Raw genomic sequence first — 15,856 nt, 5'->3', positions numbered from 1 at the left:
GGAAATTATATCTTAATTAAGAGGGCGATACAACTTTACGCTGTAGGTAAGGGGGGGAAGGTAACGAGGATAACAGAGGGAGTATAAAGAAAAGCCAAGAATGAAAAGTCAGCAGAAGGCTTCCTTTTCACTCTGGCTTTTGTGCCTTACTATGATACGAAAGATCAGCCAATAAGTTTCAGTCCAACAGCAGAACAGAGAATCATGGTAATGAATAGTAAACGTTTTGCTTCTTTTGGTTCACCAAATACGAACATACCAACAAGGGTACTTCCTACGGTACCAATCCCTGTCCACACGGCGTAAGCTGTACCCATGGAGAGGGACTGCATAGCATAAGAAAGGAGAGAGAAACTGAGGAGGAAACTAAGCCCCATAAGCAGCAAATATTTTTTTCCTTTCCCTGTCGTGAGCCCCTTAATCCCAATGACCCCAAGGATTTCACTTAGTCCTGCAAGAACGACTGCTAACCATGCCATCTAGACAGCACCTCCTTGTGAAGACGAAGACTCTGCCTTGGAAGACTCATCCGTAACCAGCTTGAGTCCAATCACTCCCACAAGCAAAAGCGCGATTAGCAAAACTTTTGTGATACGGAAGGGTTCCCCAAACAGGAGCATTTCAGTGATTACAGTTCCTGCTGTACCAAGCCCCGTAAATACGGCATATACGGTGCCGACGGGAAGTTTTCTAGATGCTTCAATGATAAGCCAGAAGCTAGCCGCAATGGATAGTATAGTTCCCATCCATTCCAGCGGGGTGGAAGCGTGCTTAAGACCAGATACCCATAGGATCTCTATGATCCCTCCGAGCACAACAAATAACCAGTAGCGATTCATGATGTAGACTCCTTTTTCTCGAATTGATGTGTAATTCCTTGCCAAAATATAGGCCAAGCCGCCTGAACCCTCTTTTGATAACGAGCCGAGTCCCCGTAGAGCAGCTCTACAGATACCCCGTCAATTAGTGTCATATAGGCAACGGCAAATTGCATGGCTTCTTCTTGAGAAAGCTCACCGTCCCAAGCCTCTGATGCAATAAACTTGGCTAGTGTTCTCTCCAGCCCGTCTAAGAAGGGATATACAATATCCATGACTTCCCTATATAAAGCTTGAGGGGGGAAATAAGACATCCGGAGTAGGAATCTGCCCGCATCCTGAGATTCAAATTCTTCTTGAATCCAGTCGAGTAATCCCCTCAGTCTAAGCTCCAGTGGTGTTCCAAGATTTTTTTGCTCCTGAAAAAAGGTAAGGATTCTCCTGCGTTCCAGCCCGAATACATAGCGTACGACATGAAGGAATAAATCCTCCTTGTTTTTATAATGCGCATAGATAGAAGGCTTCTTAATGCCAACTTCGTCAGCGATTTTTCGTAGCGAAGCTCCTTCATACCCTTCACGGGCGAACTGGGTTAGAGCCACTTGTTTAATAGAGGTTGAACTCATTTTCTCTCACCTACCTAACGATCGTTAGTTTAATGTATTTTTTCACAACGGTATGCCGTTGTCAACCTTCTTTTCAGCTCATAGTGACCGGCATAGCGTCTGGATAAACATAACAAAAACCCGCTTTCACAGCGGGTTCTAGACTGTAGACATATGAACAAGTGACATACACAGCGGGTTATCGCCTTATTTTTGTGAAGATGAGTTAGAACGTAGTGAAACCAAGGGAGTATTGCAGTTTATATAACATGTCTTTAAAAAATGGGATATCATCTTTATATTCGGCTAGATCAAGTGTAAACTTGGCATCTTCATTCGTCCACAAACGCTCAAAGTATTGATTCATCTGGGTAACAAGTTTACTGTCTTCAGGAGCTTCCATATAAAGATCATTCTCCAGGTTATAATTATTTAGATTCCGAGGAGTAAAATTACTTGATCCTCCCAAAATCAGCTGAGTTCCGCTGTTTCGTGATAAATACAGAAGTTTTGTATGGTACTGTTCTTTAGTGGTATTGTACCACCTGATTTCAATGTTCCCCTCTGAGTTATCTGTGAGTTCCTGGGCAACGGGCCGATTTGGTATCCCTATTTTTTTCTGACCGAACGCATTTTCATTCGGGTCTAGAATCAGTTTTACCGCAGCTCCGCGTGAAGCGGCGTCAAGCAGTGCTGATTTGATATCACGGTCCGCCAGATAGAACATGCCCATCCATAGGGTATCTCCTTTTTTCGCTTCTTTGATGAGATTAACTGCGTATTCTGCCACTTTCCCTTCGGTCAGGTAACGAACACGGATGGGACCTTGCTCTTCTTCCTGAGAAGGAGTAAAGGCCGGGAGTTTTCCTCCGCCTGAAATATTAAGGACCGTCTGTTCGGCTTTGAGCAGATCCCCTATGATATTTCCGCTCACTTCGAAGGCAATATTAGAGTGATAAATACTAGGGTCATGTACATTAGCCGAGGCCACAATCGCGTTTTTCTCACTGGCTACCAGTTTTCGGTGATTGGCTTTTACATTCATGAGTTTCAGATAGGACCGCAATGTAACATCAGGACCATCGCTTGCCATGAGATTGGGAAGCCATCCGTTACCGGACTGTCCAAACCACTGAAAATAAGTGCGCCATACTGCTGAATACAGCGGTGTAGAGTCGCGAAGTGAATCCACATCCGTAATAACAACCCGTATTCCATGTTGCTTCATTCGCTCGAGCAGTGCGTTTGGATGAGAATTGTAATTGGTATTTACTTCATCTGTAATGAAGACAATGTCCATTTCCGGGTTCTCTTCCTTTTTGTTCACAAGCAGGTTCGTGAACCGTTCACTCGCTTCGGGAAACTTCTGATCGGTATGCTGATAATTGTTAAATAAAAATAGATCAATGACTAGGAACTGCTGCGCTTCGTTCACAATCTTCTCCATGCGTTTAATAATCTGCTGTTCATGTTCCATCTTTCCATCTGAGGAAGGGTAGGTAAGGTCTGTTATGAAGTCAACATCCGCTAATTGATGGACCTGACCTTCAAAAGCAACACCCTCAGGCAAAGGTTTATTCATTTGATAGATGACAACGGCAGTAAGCCAAACGATATTAGCAAGTAAAAACCATAAGATGAATTTCTTTATCGGCCTCTTTTTTTGGATCGCTGATTTTATAGGAGAAGAGGACGGGGAATGCGATATTACTGGACTATGTTTAGAATGCTTTTTCATAAGAAACATCCCTTCGAGTAATTAGTTGATCTATGTATACAGGCCTATACAAGCAGGTAAGCAGGCAGTATGAACACTATTAACACCAACATACAACTATTGAAGCATGGTCCTCTTATCCTATATACAAGAGTAGAGGAGCAAGGGTTATCGACAGTGAATTTTGGTTTGTGTATAATGAATGTACTATTTTTGTAGAATGTTTAAGGAGACTTCTCCTTAAGTCACGGACCGGATGATAGAAGAGAGTGAGTGAATGCCTTTTGTATTCAATTAAACAGGTTACTGAAATGTTGGGTATTCCTGCCGTAACCCTGCGGGCGTGGGAGAACAGATACCATGCGGTGGAACCCCTGCGAACCGATTCCGGATACCGAATCTATACGGAAGAAAATGTAGAGGATTTGCGCTGGCTCAAAGAGCAGGTCGATTCTAACCATATGAGCATTTCCCATGCGGTACGATTGTTAAAAACCCATAAGGATGAACAAAACAAAGCAGATGCAATACTGGCAGAACCGATGCCGCAGATTGGAAATGATGATGCCTTTCGAAAAATGGAAGATCAAATTTACCAGTCTTTGTTTCAGTTCCAGGGAGAACGAGCCAACGCCCTTATTGATTTTGGATTTACGATGTACGGATACGATGCCATGTTTTATCAAGTGCTGGTGCCTATACTGATTCGGGTAGGAGACGCCTGGGAGAACGGACGAGCTTCGGTCGCTCAAGAACACTATATGACACAGCTGATCTCTCAGCGGTTTTATCAGTTCTTTCATTTATTCCCGATTTATCCTCACTTACCAAAAGTGCTGGCCATGTGTCCAGAAGGAGAACATCATCAGGTCGGTCTAATGCTCTTTAGTTTATTCTTACGAAAGAATGGAGCAGAGGTACTTTATCTAGGTGCAAATACACCTACCGAGGGAGTGCTTCCCATTCTCAAGGATCAGAAGATTGATCTCGTATGTATTTCGGTAACGAATGAAGAGATGGCGAAAACAGCGGATGATGTGGTAACAACGATTCGGAAACATGCTCCAAATATACAGTTTGCACTTGGTGGACAAGGGTATGAAAAAGCAAAAAAACCGAAGTATAAGCAGTGGATCCTGACGGGAAGTGCTCACGATTGGCAAGACTGGTTTACAGAAACGTATATGGCAAAATTCCATCCACGAGATCTTTTTTCTAAAAGATAGGCATAGCCTATAGTGAAACAACACGATAAAGCAGCATATTTAGCACGCTCTTTTCTTTAAAAGAGGGTGCTTTTTTGTTATTTGGAAGACCGTTTTCGCAGTTTGAAGAAGAAGTCAGTGTAAATAGTTTGTATAATGTTTGTCTTAACTTTACTTTATCTACGATGATTTGTATTATATTTGTATAACGTTATGGATGAATATATTGGGAAGATTGTGAATATTGTCTATCATATCCGCTAATCCTAACCGTAATTATAGAAAGGTGAGTCTGCAATGAACCATAATCAGAACAAGAGACAAGCTGTTGTCATTGGAGCTGGGCCTGGGGGGTTGGCGGCAGGGATGCTGCTTGCCGGCCAAGGATATAAAGTTGATATATATGAAAAACAAGCGGTGATTGGAGGACGATCTGCGAGACTAGAGCTTGGAGACTATCGTTTTGACCGCGGAGCTACCTTTTTGATGATGCCCCATCTGCTTGAAGAAATGTTCCAGAAGGTAGGCAGGTCTTTATATGATTATGTGGATATGCAGCAGCTCGACCCACTGTATTCTCTCCATTTTGGGGATACCGTATTCAGACCTTCCAGTGATGAAGAGAAGACAGCGGCAGAGATTGCACGCGTGTTTCCGGGAGATGAACAGAACTACAGAAATTTTATGCGGGTTGAATCTGTTAAATACCAAAAGGTAGAGCCGCTTCTGCGCAGGCCTTTTGGCAAGTTATCTGATTACATAAAACAAGATGCGATCAAGGCACTTCCTTATCTTCACCTACAAGATACGGTTTACGGCAGACTCTCTCGGTATTTTCAAGATGAACGGCTCCGGTGGGGATTTACTTTCCAGGCTAAATATTTAGGGATGTCAGCTTGGGATTGTCCAGGAACGTTTACGATTCTTTCTTATATAGAACATCATTTTGGATTACATCACCCGAAAGGCGGAGTCAATCAGATCTTCCAAGCGATGGCCGATGTCATTCGGGAGTATGGAGGAACGATCCACACAAGTACGGCTGTGCAGAAGATTCAAGTGGAGCAAGGCAGAGCGCAAGGTCTTTTACTTGAGAACGGGGAAGAAGTGAAGGCAGATCATGTTGTCCTAAATGGAGACTTCGCTGCATCGATGAACAAACTGTTTGAGCCTGGGGTACTGAAGAAATACACGCCTGAAAAAATCAAGGATATGAAGTATTCCTGCTCTGGTGCCATGCTTTATCTAGGCGTGAACAAGAAAATCGACCTTGCTCATCATTCCGTTCATTTTGCAGCGGATTATCGTAAAAATGTGGATGAGATGACGATGCATAAAGTTTTATCAGAAGACCCTTCCATCTATGTTCATAATCCGTCTGTACTTGACCCGACTCTGGCGCCGGAAGGCAAGTCATCCCTGTATGTGCTGATGCCAACGCCAAATACGACAGCGGATATCGATTGGGATGGACAGCGAGCTGAAATACGGCAAAGAATGATGGATCGTCTGGAACAGATCCCCGAACTTGCAGGTTTATCCGACTACATCGAAGAAGAGATGTTTTTCACCCCGCTTCAGTGGGAACAAGAGCTGGATATTTATAATGGAGCGCTCTTTAATCTCTCACATAAGCTTGGGCAGATGATGTATTTAAGACCGCATAACCGGTTTGAGGAAGTAGAAGGTGTCTATCTTGTCGGCGGCGGAACCCATCCAGGCAGCGGTCTGCCTACTATTTTTGAATCGGCTAAAATATCTGTAGGACTAATTCAAGAGGATGACGCAAAAAAGCAAACTGCAAGTCCCCTCTTTAAAAAAGGGAAGGAAGCAGGGCAATGCACATGAACAAGAAACAGATTGCCATTGTAGGCTCCGGTATTGGCGGGCTGACAGCCGCTCTGCTATTAACGAATCAAGGATATCAAGTGACAATCTATGAAAAATCCCATCGTACAGGCGGCCGGCTTGCCTACGAAGAAGAAGGGATTTATCGAATTGATCAGGGGCCGACAATTGTTTTACTGCCGGATATGCTCCTGCGTATTCTGGAAGAAGCCGGCGTAGATCGTTCTAAAGTGGAGCTGATTCGCTGCGATCCAATGCATCGTTTTTATTTTGAAGATGGAAGAGTACTGAATAAGTGGTCAAGCCGGGAAGAACAGGTAGACGAGATCAACCGTGTATTCCCAGGGGAAGGTAAAGGGTTTGAGCGGTTTATGGCCGATATGGATCCCCTGTTTCCAAGAGGGGTAAGTGCTATTCTTGAGCGGCCTTTTCCGAAGCAAAGAGATTTCTATACTCGCGAGATGACAGGCCTTTTAAAACGGATGAGAGCTTATACCAGTCTGCGTTCTGCGATGAGCCGTTATTTTCATAGTGATCAACTGAAAGATGCTTATTCCTTGCAAAGTTTATACATCGGCGGGTCACCGCTGTCGACACCCGGTATTTATACTTTGCTGCCTTATGCAGAACATGAGTATGGCGTATGGATTCTCAAAGGCGGATATGCTTCTCTCGCTTCCATACTGGAAGAGGAACTAAAGAATCGAGGGGTCATCTTTCATTTCGGTGAAGAGGTTACGTCGCTTATGATCGAAGAAGGAAGCTGCAAAGGGATCGTGACTTCACAACGAACAGCTCCTTATGATGCTACCCTATTTAATGGTGATTTTCCGCAGATCACAGAGCTTCTGTCACCGAAGCACAGACGAAAAAGACGTGCCTACAAAGCCTCTTCTGGATGTTTGCTAGTATATTTAGGCGTAGAAAAAAGGTTTGAGGAAGCAACGACCCATCAGTTTTTCCTTCCAAGCGCTTTTGTCTCTAACATGAAAGAAGTATTTCAGAAGAATAGACTACCTGAACATCCTTCCTTCTATGTATTTAATCCGGTTCATACGGATGCATCTGCGGCACCAGAAGGTCATAGCGTTCTCTATTTCTTAATACCTGTACCGAACGCTGAAAGATTCTCTCATGGGGAGGAAACAGGTAAGCTTGTAGAGAAAGTGCTTGAAGAGGCAGAAAAGAAAGCATTCCCTGCCCTCAGGGAGAATATCCGCTGGCAAAAAGTACGTACACCAAACGATGCCAAGCGGGATGGATTGTATGGAGGAGGAAGCTTTGGCATCGCGCCGGTACTTACTCAATCCGGAGTTTATCGTCCTCAGCCGAAACCTTATCCGAATATCCAGGGTTTGTATGCGGCAGGCGCTTCGATTCATCCAGGCGGGGGCGTACCCATTGTGATGCAGGGCGCGAAGCTGGCAGTTAATCAACTAATAAAGGAGTTGAGATCATGAACGAAATGATATTCGAACGCTGTGAGGAAATGATCAAGAAAGGTTCGACTTCTTTTTATCATGCTTTTTATGGTTTACCAAGTCCCAGGCGTGAAGCCGTATTTGTGATATATGCATTCTGCCGGATCATCGATGACAGTGTAGATGAACCAGAGAAGGCCCCTTATTCTATTCATGAGCTGAGGGAACAACTACAGGCACTTGAAAAAGCCGAGGGTCACTTTATATGGCCGGCACTTCGCTGGTTGTTTGATACGTTTCCCATGTTGTCAAAAGCTCCATTTTTCAGACAAATGGATGGACAATTATCAGACTTAACTCTCACTCAGTATTCTACGGTAGAAGAGCTTGAACACTATTGCTATTTGGTTGCAGGAACAGTTGGCGAAATGCTGCTCCCCGTGCTTCGTGATGACAGCGGAATGAAGGTCATGGAATCAGGGATTGCACTAGGCAAAGCAATGCAGATTGTAAATATCATTCGGGATGTGGGTGAAGACCAAAGGAGAGGTCGCCGCTATATTCCGCTAGAGATGATGAAAGCTCATGGATATACAGAAGAAGACTTTCATAACGGAATTATAGATGAAAAATTTGTATCTTTGCTTACCGAATTAAGAAAGAGGGCACTACACTTATTTGAAATCGGATTATCCGATATAGGAACATATCCTCAAGTAAGCGGCTTTGCTATTGAACTTGCATCATCCTATTATGCCTCGATCTTACAAGCAGTGGAGAGTAATGAGTATGATGTGTTCACAAAGCGGGCCTACGTAAATGATGAAACGAAAATGCAACTGTTTTTAGAAGTCGCTTCTAGATATCCTGCTCTATTAGGAGAAGGACCGAAAGCAGCGGTATCCTAATGGTTCAGCTTATTTACTGGATTTGGTACAGTATTGGAGCGGTTTTGTTATTAACGATCGGCGTCCCCGATGCGCTCTCGTTCTCAAATGGGATATTTCTTATTTTATATGCACTATGTGCTGTTGATCTTATTTTTAGTAACGACGTGAAAAACCCACTGTCCGACCAGTCAGTCAGTTGGTGGAAGAAGCCAAGATTCTGGATGATGGCAGTTGTTATCTGGACAGGAGGAATGGGGGTAGAATGGGTCGGGGTCCATACGGGTTGGCCGTTTGGATCCTATCATTATTCCTATTTATTTGGACCTCATTTGTTTGCTGTTCCTTTTACGCTTGGATTTGCTTGGATTGCTGTGGTTGGGAATTCAGCCCTTCTCAGCGGGGGAGGAGCCGGCTGGAAGAGTAAAGGAATAAGAGCCATAAAAACAGGGGCATGGGCACTGATGATGGACTTGGTACTTGATCCAGTAGCCCACCAGCGAGAATTCTGGAGCTGGGAAGCTGCGGGTGGATTTTACGGGGTACCGTGGACCAATTTTGTAAGCTGGTTTGTTATGGGGGGCCTGTTGTCACTCTTTATTCCGCCGATCCCGAATGATCCAGTTGTTCAGCGAAAAGCAAAAGTTCTATACCAAATGTTTATATTGCTGTTTGGATTACTTGCCGTTCAAGCCGGACTCTATGGCAGTGCCCTGATCGCTGCAATAGGTATCTTGCTTGCTGAAGGGAGACATCAGTATGCTGCCCGCAAACAAGTCTCGGCTTTTTGATCACATGTTTTTTCATTACCATCAAAAATACTTGCTCGAGCGGCGGTTTAGATATGTCGGTTTTACCGGTGATCTAGACCCTTTGCTCGTAGAGGGCAGACCTATGTTATATATTATGAACCACAGTTCGTGGTGGGATGGTCTGCTGGCTTATCATGCTTTTCGTAAACTTACGAACCATGATCATTACGTGATGATGGAAGAAAAACAGCTCAAAAAGTTTACCTTTTTTCGCAAATTAGGAGCCTTTTCGATCAAAAAAGAGTCTGCCTCTGATGTGAAGGCTTCCTTTGAATATACAACGCAGTTATTACGTGCGGGAAAACGGGTATGGATGTATCCACAGGGAAAAATCATGCATCAAGATCTGCGTCCGCTTACGTTTCAGCGCGGGATCGGAGTTTTGCTGAGACGGGTGCCGGATGCTGCTGTCATACCGGTAACTCTAGTACACGGCATGTATGGACAGGACAAGCCGGAAGCGCTGATGATGGCAGGTCCTCCGCTGCTGGACAATTGGGAAATGATGGACAGCAGATTAATTACGAGCAGGCTTGAGACCGTAATGGTAGAACAACTAGACAGTCAAAAAGTAGAGGTAATGAAGGCTGAGGATAATCGTCCCAAGCAATATCAACCTCTAACCAAATCAGGACGTTCCACAAGCGAACATTTTGATCATGTATTTGTACGGAAGCGGGGATGAATCATGGGTTTTTATCACACTCTGCTGCTGATCCTCTGCGGTATTCTTGCTGTTCAGCTGGTCTTCTCTCTCTGGAACCGGACCAAGCTTCCACTCCTTGGCGTACCGGATGATAACAAAGATTCTACTGCAGATCACATCGCAGAACGCTCGAAAGACACTCGCCTATCTCACATCAATAGGGACGCAAAGACGAAGATCTCTGTTCTAATTCCTGCGCGAAATGAACAGATTCATATTAAAGATTGTGTGGAAAGTGTGCTGGCTGCGGATACAGAGGGCATACAGCTGGAGGTCATTGTTCTCGATGACCGATCGGAAGATCAAACCGGTGAGATTCTAGAACAACTCGCGACAAAAGATCACCGTCTGCGAATTCTGGAAGGTAAGGAACTTCCCTCAGGATGGATGGGCAAATCCTATGCATGCCATGAGCTTGCTCAGCAGGCAACCGGAGAGTGGTGGCTGTATATGGATGCCGACGTCAGATTAGAAAAAACGGCACTCACCGCGGTGCTCACCACCGGCCAAGCTCAGCAAAAGGGACTTGTTACGGGGTTCCCCCGCCAAATAACAGCCACTTGGCTTGAGAAACTGGTCGTACCTATGATGAAATTTACGATTATCAGTCATCTGCCTATTGTGCTAGTGAGAGGTTCGCAGAACCCCCGTTTTGTTGCGGCTACCGGTGCGTTTATGTTTATTCACCGGGATACCTATAAAGCAGCAGGAGGGCATGAAGCCATCAAGGCAGATTTGCTGGATGATATGCAGCTTGCCCGTGCAGTGAAAAAAGCAGGGCATCCGGTTACGCTCGTTGATGTTCATCGCCATACCCGCACGAGGATGTACCAGAATGCAGACGAGGTATGGAACGGATATAAGAAAAATATGTACGAGGGCCTCGGGCGCAGCGGTTTTCTGTTAGCAGGGGTTCTTGTGATGTATACTGCTCTCTATCTTCTCCCGCCGATCAGTTTTCTGATTGGAGTATTTACTGGCGACTTTAAAGCAGCGGCCTTGGGAGCGACCGGGACTTTACTTGGCATGCTAGTGAAAAGAGTGGCTGATCTTACAGGAAGCCATCCATTCTGGTTAAGTTTACTTCACTCAGTCAGCATTTTTTTTGTCATTGCCATTGGTATCTCATCCTGGCTTGGAGCTGTGACCGGTAAAGGTTATGTGTGGAAAGGGAGGCACTATCATTGAACAAACAAAAGGTAGTTATTATTGGAGCTGGATTCGGCGGGTTGTCTTCGGCTATACGTCTTGCCACACTAGGCAAGGATGTAACGATCATTGAGCGGCAGCAACATGCAGGCGGCAAACTGCAGCGTATTCAGCTTGGCGATTATTATTTTGACCGAGGACCGAGCACCATTACGATGCCCCATATTTTTCGGGAAGTGTTTGAACTGGCTGGTGTAGAGATGGAAGACTATGTGAAAATGTATGATCTCGAGCCAAGGACAAGAAATGTATTCGCTGACGGGAAAACGGTAGACCTGTCTAGCGATCGTGCCTTTATGAAAGAGCAGATTGCCGCATACAGCGAAAAAGACGCACAAAACTACGATGCCTTTATGGATGAATCCAAAGCGCTTTATAGGGAAGCAAATCAGAAATTTCTTGGGCAGCTGATGATTCGTCCCCAGGATAAATATAATGTGTCGATGTTAAAAAGTTTACTGCGTGTCAGACCCATGACGAAGCTGAATACACTGCTTCAGCGTTATTTCACGCATCCAAATACACTCCAAATGTTCGGCAGATACGCAACTTACGTTGGATCTTCGCCTTATGAAGCACCTTCGATCTTCGCCATGCTCGCTCATGTGGAAGCAGAACTTGGGGTATATGGCGTGGAAGGAGGTACGTACTCCCTGGTGTCCGGAATGGAGAAGCTCGCGCGGGAGAAGGGGGTTATCTTTCGGACTGGAGAAGAAGTGAAGAGAATTAAAACACACCGTAGCAAAGTTACTGGAGTAGAGACGGACAGGGATGAATATACAGCAGACGTTGTTATTGCTAATGGGGATGTACTTCGTATTCATCAGCTGCTGATTCCTGAATCACAGCGCCCATCAATGAACAATCGAAAGATTGAGCAGTATGAGCCCTCCCTATCAGGGTTTGTCACACTTGCAGGCATACAGCAGCAGTATGACAAACTTCTTCATCATACCGTCTTTTTTCCAGACCATTATGAAGCAGAATTCACGGATATTTTTAGTAAAAAGAGAGCTCCTGAAAATCCGACGCTATATCTTTGTTACTCTGGGTATTCAGAGCAGGGAATGGCTCCAGAAGGGGGCAGCAACCTGTTCATTCTTGCCAATGCACCTTATGTATCAAAGGAATGGAATTGGAAGCATGAGTCGTCTGCTTATCAGGATAAACTGATCCGGCGGCTATCAGAGCTTGGTGTGACAGGTTTGGAACGAGCTGATGTGATGAGTCACTACACCCCAGAAGATATTCAGCGTGATACCCTTGCTTACCGGGGCAGTATCTATGGAATCTCTTCCAACAATCCGAAGCAGACCTTCACAAGACCGTCCAATCGTTCCAAAGATATAGAAGGATTGTGGTTTGTAGGAGGGACAACACATCCTGGAGGGGGAACTCCTATTGTCACCCGCTCGGGAAGGCTCGTGGCGGAGGAGATTGCTCGTTAGGGCATATTTAAGCAAACACAAGGTAACATAAGGTGAACATAGGGTAAGTGTAGGATAAACATAGGATAAACATAGGATAAACATAGGGTAAACACAAAGACAGGCGGAGCAAGCTGTGCTGTAAAACAAGGCGGCAACCTTATTTATAAGGTATAATGGCTCTATCTAGCTTGAAATGGAATGGGTAAAGGAGACGGGATATGCGGGAAGCGGGACGAGATAATCAATTACATAAAGATCAAGATTTTCAGGGGGTTGGCGAGCATTTGCTGCCTGAAGTGCCGACCGGCGAACGGAAAATAGAACATGTCCGGCTCTGTCTTAACGAAGACGTGAATGCACAGGGAATAACTGCTGGATTTGAATCTTACCGGTTTCGGCATGCAGCACTGCCTGAGCTTGATTTTGCTGATGTTCAGCTGAATACGATGTTTCTCGGACAAGAGCTCCGCACACCGTTTCTTATCAGTTCTATGACAGGCGGAAGCGGGGCGACAGGAAAGATTAATGAACGCCTGGCAGCGGTTGCTGAAGCAAGAGGCTGGGCTTTTGGTGTGGGTTCCATAAGGGCAGCGGTTGAAAAAGAAGAACTGGCCGCCTCCTTCTCTATGAGAAAGTTTGCGCCCACGATTCCCATTATTGCGAACCTTGGAGCCGTTCAGCTGAACTATGGGTTTGGCAAAGAAGCATGTCAGCGGGCGGTTGATATCGCGGGTGCTTCGATGCTTGTGCTTCATTTAAACGGTCTGCAGGAAATTTTTCAGCCGGAAGGAAACACGAACTTCAGCGGGCTTTTGAAGAAGATAGAAAAGCTCTGCGGGGAACTCTCTGTACCTGTCGGGGTCAAAGAAGTAGGCTGGGGAATCGATGGAGAGACAGCAGCCAGACTTTATGATGCGGGAGTTTCTTTTGTTGACGTTGCAGGGGCCGGCGGGACAAGCTGGGTTCAAGTAGAAAAGTTTAGAAATGAAGATATGATGAAAAAAGCAGCGGCAGAAGCCTTTGTAGATTGGGGAATCTCTACAGCTGAATGTATAACCGAAGTACGGCAGATGAACCCTGGGAAAGCAGTGATTGGAAGCGGCGGGCTCACCTCCGGTGTAGATGCGGCCAAAGCGATTGCACTCGGTGCTGATCTTGTTGGTTTTGGAAGATCGCTCCTTGGAGCCGCTGTCGAATCGGAAGAAGCTCTTCATCAGCGGCTTCACCAAGTAGAATTTGAACTGCGAACAGCGATGTTCGGGGTAGGCGCCCCACGTCCAACGGATTTGCAAGGTACGAAACGGTTGATCAGAACGATCAAGTAAGGACGGTGTTCCCATGCAGCTTGAACTAGTAGCAATGGATAAAGAACAATATGAAGACTTTATGGCGTTTACACTTGTGACCTATATGAAAGCGAAGATCAAGGCAGGTACCTGGATTCCAGAACATGCAGAAAGTCGAGCACTGGAGGATATGAGCAGAATTCTTCCAAAAGGGTACTCCACGGAAAATGCTTATTTCTACCGGGTTATTGATATGGCTCTCCCCACTCCTGCCGTCATCGGATTTATCTGGTTTAATCTCTATCGAAGAAATCATAAGAATGAATTATTCTTATACGACATTACCATTCTGGATGAATACCAGGACCAAGGATATGGTACAAAGACAATGTTCCTTCTAGAAGAAGAGGCTAGAAAACTCGGGGTAGATTTCGTGGGACTGCATGTCTTTGGGCATAATGAGCGGGCTTTGCATTTGTATCAGAAAATGGGATATGATGCTAGAAGTATTACGCTATATAAAGAGTTGTTATAATTCCTTATTAAGCTTATTGAGCAATGAGGGAAAAAGATACATAACCAATTCACCACAGTGGAATGGTGACTTAAGAAAAGTAGGAAGAGGGGAAAGCTGCCATAGGCAATATCCTTGAAGCCCTTCTAGTTCTCATATATAATTAGAAAGATTGTTTGATGGAAATCGTAAAATACACCAAATACATTTGAGGAGTGTTTATATAAATGGCTTTGAAAGCAGGGATTGTAGGGTTACCGAACGTAGGGAAATCAACCCTTTTTAACGCAATTACACAAGCGGGCGCAGAAAGTGCCAACTACCCATTCTGTACCATTGATCCGAACGTGGGAATCGTTGAAGTTCCGGATGAGCGTCTTGATAAATTGACAGAACTTGTAGTACCGAAAAAAACAGTACCAACGGCTTTTGAATTTGTGGATATCGCAGGGCTCGTGCGCGGTGCAAGTAAAGGGGAAGGGCTGGGCAACAAGTTCCTTGCTCATATCCGTGAAGTGGATGCTATTGTACATGTGGTTCGCTGCTTTGAAGATGAGAACGTTACCCATGTGGATGGCAAAGTAGATCCGATCTCCGACATTCAGACAATTAACCTGGAACTCATTCTTGCAGACATTGAAAGTGTTGAGAAACGAATTGAACGTGCGCGTAAGAATATGAAGGGCGGCAATAAGCAGCATGCTCAAGAAGTAGAAGTTCTAGAGAAAGTAAAAGCGGTACTTTACGATGATAAACCAGCTCGCAGTATCGAGCTGACAGATGATGAGCAGTTGATTATTCGCGATCTGCACTTGCTGACAATGAAGCCGGTTCTTTATGCAACGAACGTTAGCGAAGATGAAGTTTCTTCTGCAGACACTAACCCTTATGTACTGAAAGTAAAAGAATTTGCAGCCGATGAGAATGCAGAAGTTGTTCCAATCAGCGCGAAGGTAGAGTCTGAGATTGCTGAGCTTGAAGGCGAAGACAAAGCAATGTTCCTTGAAGAGCTCGGACTTGCAGAGTCTGGTCTTAACCGTCTGATTAAAGCAGCTTACCGTTTACTTGGTCTGTACACTTACTTCACAGCAGGTGTACAAGAAGTTCGTGCATGGACGATTCGTAAAGGAACCAAAGCACCGGGTGCTGCAGGTGTGATTCATACGGACTTTGAACGTGGATTTATCCGTGCAGAAGTAGTGTCATACGATGACCTAGTGGCTGCAGGTTCAATGAATGGTGCGAAAGAACGCGGTCAGCTTCGTCTTGAAGGGAAAGAATATGTAGTACAAGACGGCGACGTAATGCACTTCCGTTTTAATGTATAAAATAGTATCGAAATAGCTTCTGATCATGAAGCCTCAGACTCCTCCTCGCGGGATGAGCCTGGGGCTTTCT

General features: G+C 45.0%; 15 protein-coding genes. 11 read left to right on the top strand and 4 right to left on the bottom strand.

Going from position 1 to position 15,856, the window contains the following annotated elements; translation table 11 throughout:
* Positions 1-164 precede the first annotated feature (164 nt).
* From QPK24_RS22030 to QPK24_RS22015, 4 genes are all read right to left on the bottom strand, one after another.
* Positions 165-479, bottom strand: a complete 315-nt coding sequence (locus tag QPK24_RS22030; RefSeq protein ID WP_285744727.1) for a DMT family transporter — start codon at positions 477-479, stop codon at positions 165-167.
* The gene (locus QPK24_RS22025; RefSeq protein ID WP_285744725.1) at positions 480-839 is read right to left on the bottom strand and encodes a DMT family transporter; all 360 of its coding nucleotides are present in this window, start codon (positions 837-839) and stop codon (positions 480-482) included. It abuts the gene before it with no gap.
* The gene (locus tag QPK24_RS22020; protein WP_285744722.1) at positions 836-1,444 is read right to left on the bottom strand and encodes a TetR/AcrR family transcriptional regulator; all 609 of its coding nucleotides are present in this window, start codon (positions 1,442-1,444) and stop codon (positions 836-838) included. The genes QPK24_RS22025 and QPK24_RS22020 overlap by 4 nt, the downstream gene beginning before the upstream one ends.
* Before the next feature lie 205 nt (positions 1,445-1,649).
* Positions 1,650-3,161: a phospholipase D family protein gene (locus QPK24_RS22015; RefSeq protein ID WP_285744720.1), complete on the bottom strand. Its 1,512-nt coding sequence runs from the start codon at positions 3,159-3,161 to the stop codon at positions 1,650-1,652.
* Between the two features lie 263 nt (positions 3,162-3,424).
* On the opposite strand from QPK24_RS22015, the gene QPK24_RS22010 reads away from it, so the two are divergent.
* The 11 genes from QPK24_RS22010 to ychF all read left to right on the top strand — a co-directional run bounded on the left by QPK24_RS22010 (position 3,425) and on the right by ychF (position 15,786).
* Positions 3,425-4,366, top strand: coding sequence for a MerR family transcriptional regulator (locus QPK24_RS22010; protein ID WP_285744718.1), 942 nt, complete (start codon positions 3,425-3,427; stop codon positions 4,364-4,366).
* Positions 4,367-4,642: 276 nt separating this feature from the next.
* Complete coding sequence (locus QPK24_RS22005) at positions 4,643-6,193, top strand: phytoene desaturase family protein (protein WP_285744716.1); 1,551 nt, start codon at positions 4,643-4,645, stop codon at positions 6,191-6,193.
* Positions 6,190-7,653: a phytoene desaturase family protein gene (locus QPK24_RS22000; protein WP_285744714.1), complete on the top strand. Its 1,464-nt coding sequence runs from the start codon at positions 6,190-6,192 to the stop codon at positions 7,651-7,653. The genes QPK24_RS22005 and QPK24_RS22000 overlap by 4 nt, the downstream gene beginning before the upstream one ends.
* Positions 7,650-8,522, top strand: coding sequence for a phytoene/squalene synthase family protein (locus tag QPK24_RS21995; RefSeq protein ID WP_285744712.1), 873 nt, complete (start codon positions 7,650-7,652; stop codon positions 8,520-8,522). Before QPK24_RS22000 ends, QPK24_RS21995 begins: the two co-directional genes overlap by 4 nt.
* Positions 8,522-9,292 (top strand): carotenoid biosynthesis protein, encoded by a 771-nt coding sequence (locus QPK24_RS21990; RefSeq protein WP_285744710.1) that lies wholly within the window; start codon positions 8,522-8,524, stop codon positions 9,290-9,292. Before QPK24_RS21995 ends, QPK24_RS21990 begins: the two co-directional genes overlap by 1 nt.
* Complete coding sequence (locus tag QPK24_RS21985; protein WP_285744709.1) at positions 9,261-9,998, top strand: lysophospholipid acyltransferase family protein; 738 nt, start codon at positions 9,261-9,263, stop codon at positions 9,996-9,998. The genes QPK24_RS21990 and QPK24_RS21985 overlap by 32 nt, the downstream gene beginning before the upstream one ends.
* 3 nt (positions 9,999-10,001) lie before the next feature.
* Complete coding sequence (locus QPK24_RS21980; RefSeq protein ID WP_285744707.1) at positions 10,002-11,207, top strand: glycosyltransferase family 2 protein; 1,206 nt, start codon at positions 10,002-10,004, stop codon at positions 11,205-11,207.
* Positions 11,204-12,676 (top strand): phytoene desaturase family protein, encoded by a 1,473-nt coding sequence (locus tag QPK24_RS21975; protein ID WP_285744705.1) that lies wholly within the window; start codon positions 11,204-11,206, stop codon positions 12,674-12,676. Before QPK24_RS21980 ends, QPK24_RS21975 begins: the two co-directional genes overlap by 4 nt.
* Before the next feature lie 200 nt (positions 12,677-12,876).
* Positions 12,877-13,983, top strand: coding sequence for a type 2 isopentenyl-diphosphate Delta-isomerase (gene fni, locus QPK24_RS21970; protein ID WP_285744703.1), 1,107 nt, complete (start codon positions 12,877-12,879; stop codon positions 13,981-13,983).
* A 13-nt stretch (positions 13,984-13,996) separates the two neighbouring features.
* Positions 13,997-14,479 (top strand): GNAT family N-acetyltransferase, encoded by a 483-nt coding sequence (locus QPK24_RS21965; RefSeq protein ID WP_285744701.1) that lies wholly within the window; start codon positions 13,997-13,999, stop codon positions 14,477-14,479.
* A gap of 206 nt (positions 14,480-14,685) precedes the next feature.
* A complete protein-coding gene (gene ychF, locus QPK24_RS21960; protein ID WP_285744699.1) occupies positions 14,686-15,786 on the top strand; it encodes a redox-regulated ATPase YchF in 1,101 nt (366 codons plus the stop codon).
* The last annotated feature ends 70 nt before the right edge of the window (positions 15,787-15,856 follow it).

The sequence above is a fragment of the Paenibacillus polygoni genome (assembly GCF_030263935.1).
Lineage (GTDB): Bacteria > Bacillota > Bacilli > Paenibacillales > Paenibacillaceae > Paenibacillus > Paenibacillus polygoni.
The sequence above is the reverse complement of the archived record's forward strand: the minus strand, read 5'-3'. Positions and strand labels throughout refer to the sequence as shown.

Coding starts and splice junctions, on each gene's coding strand:
- QPK24_RS22005 (WP_285744716.1), top strand. CDS start 4,643: ATGAACCATAATCAGAACAAGAGACAAGCTGTTGTCATTGGAGCTGGG.
- fni (WP_285744703.1), top strand. CDS start 12,877: ATGCGGGAAGCGGGACGAGATAATCAATTACATAAAGATCAAGATTTT.
- ychF (WP_285744699.1), top strand. CDS start 14,686: ATGGCTTTGAAAGCAGGGATTGTAGGGTTACCGAACGTAGGGAAATCA.
- QPK24_RS21980 (WP_285744707.1), top strand. CDS start 10,002: ATGGGTTTTTATCACACTCTGCTGCTGATCCTCTGCGGTATTCTTGCT.
- QPK24_RS21985 (WP_285744709.1), top strand. CDS start 9,261: ATGCTGCCCGCAAACAAGTCTCGGCTTTTTGATCACATGTTTTTTCAT.
- QPK24_RS21995 (WP_285744712.1), top strand. CDS start 7,650: ATGAACGAAATGATATTCGAACGCTGTGAGGAAATGATCAAGAAAGGT.
- QPK24_RS22015 (WP_285744720.1), bottom strand. CDS start 3,161: ATGAAAAAGCATTCTAAACATAGTCCAGTAATATCGCATTCCCCGTCC.
- QPK24_RS22030 (WP_285744727.1), bottom strand. CDS start 479: ATGGCATGGTTAGCAGTCGTTCTTGCAGGACTAAGTGAAATCCTTGGG.
- QPK24_RS22000 (WP_285744714.1), top strand. CDS start 6,190: ATGAACAAGAAACAGATTGCCATTGTAGGCTCCGGTATTGGCGGGCTG.
- QPK24_RS21990 (WP_285744710.1), top strand. CDS start 8,522: ATGGTTCAGCTTATTTACTGGATTTGGTACAGTATTGGAGCGGTTTTG.
- QPK24_RS22025 (WP_285744725.1), bottom strand. CDS start 839: ATGAATCGCTACTGGTTATTTGTTGTGCTCGGAGGGATCATAGAGATC.
- QPK24_RS21965 (WP_285744701.1), top strand. CDS start 13,997: ATGCAGCTTGAACTAGTAGCAATGGATAAAGAACAATATGAAGACTTT.
- QPK24_RS22020 (WP_285744722.1), bottom strand. CDS start 1,444: ATGAGTTCAACCTCTATTAAACAAGTGGCTCTAACCCAGTTCGCCCGT.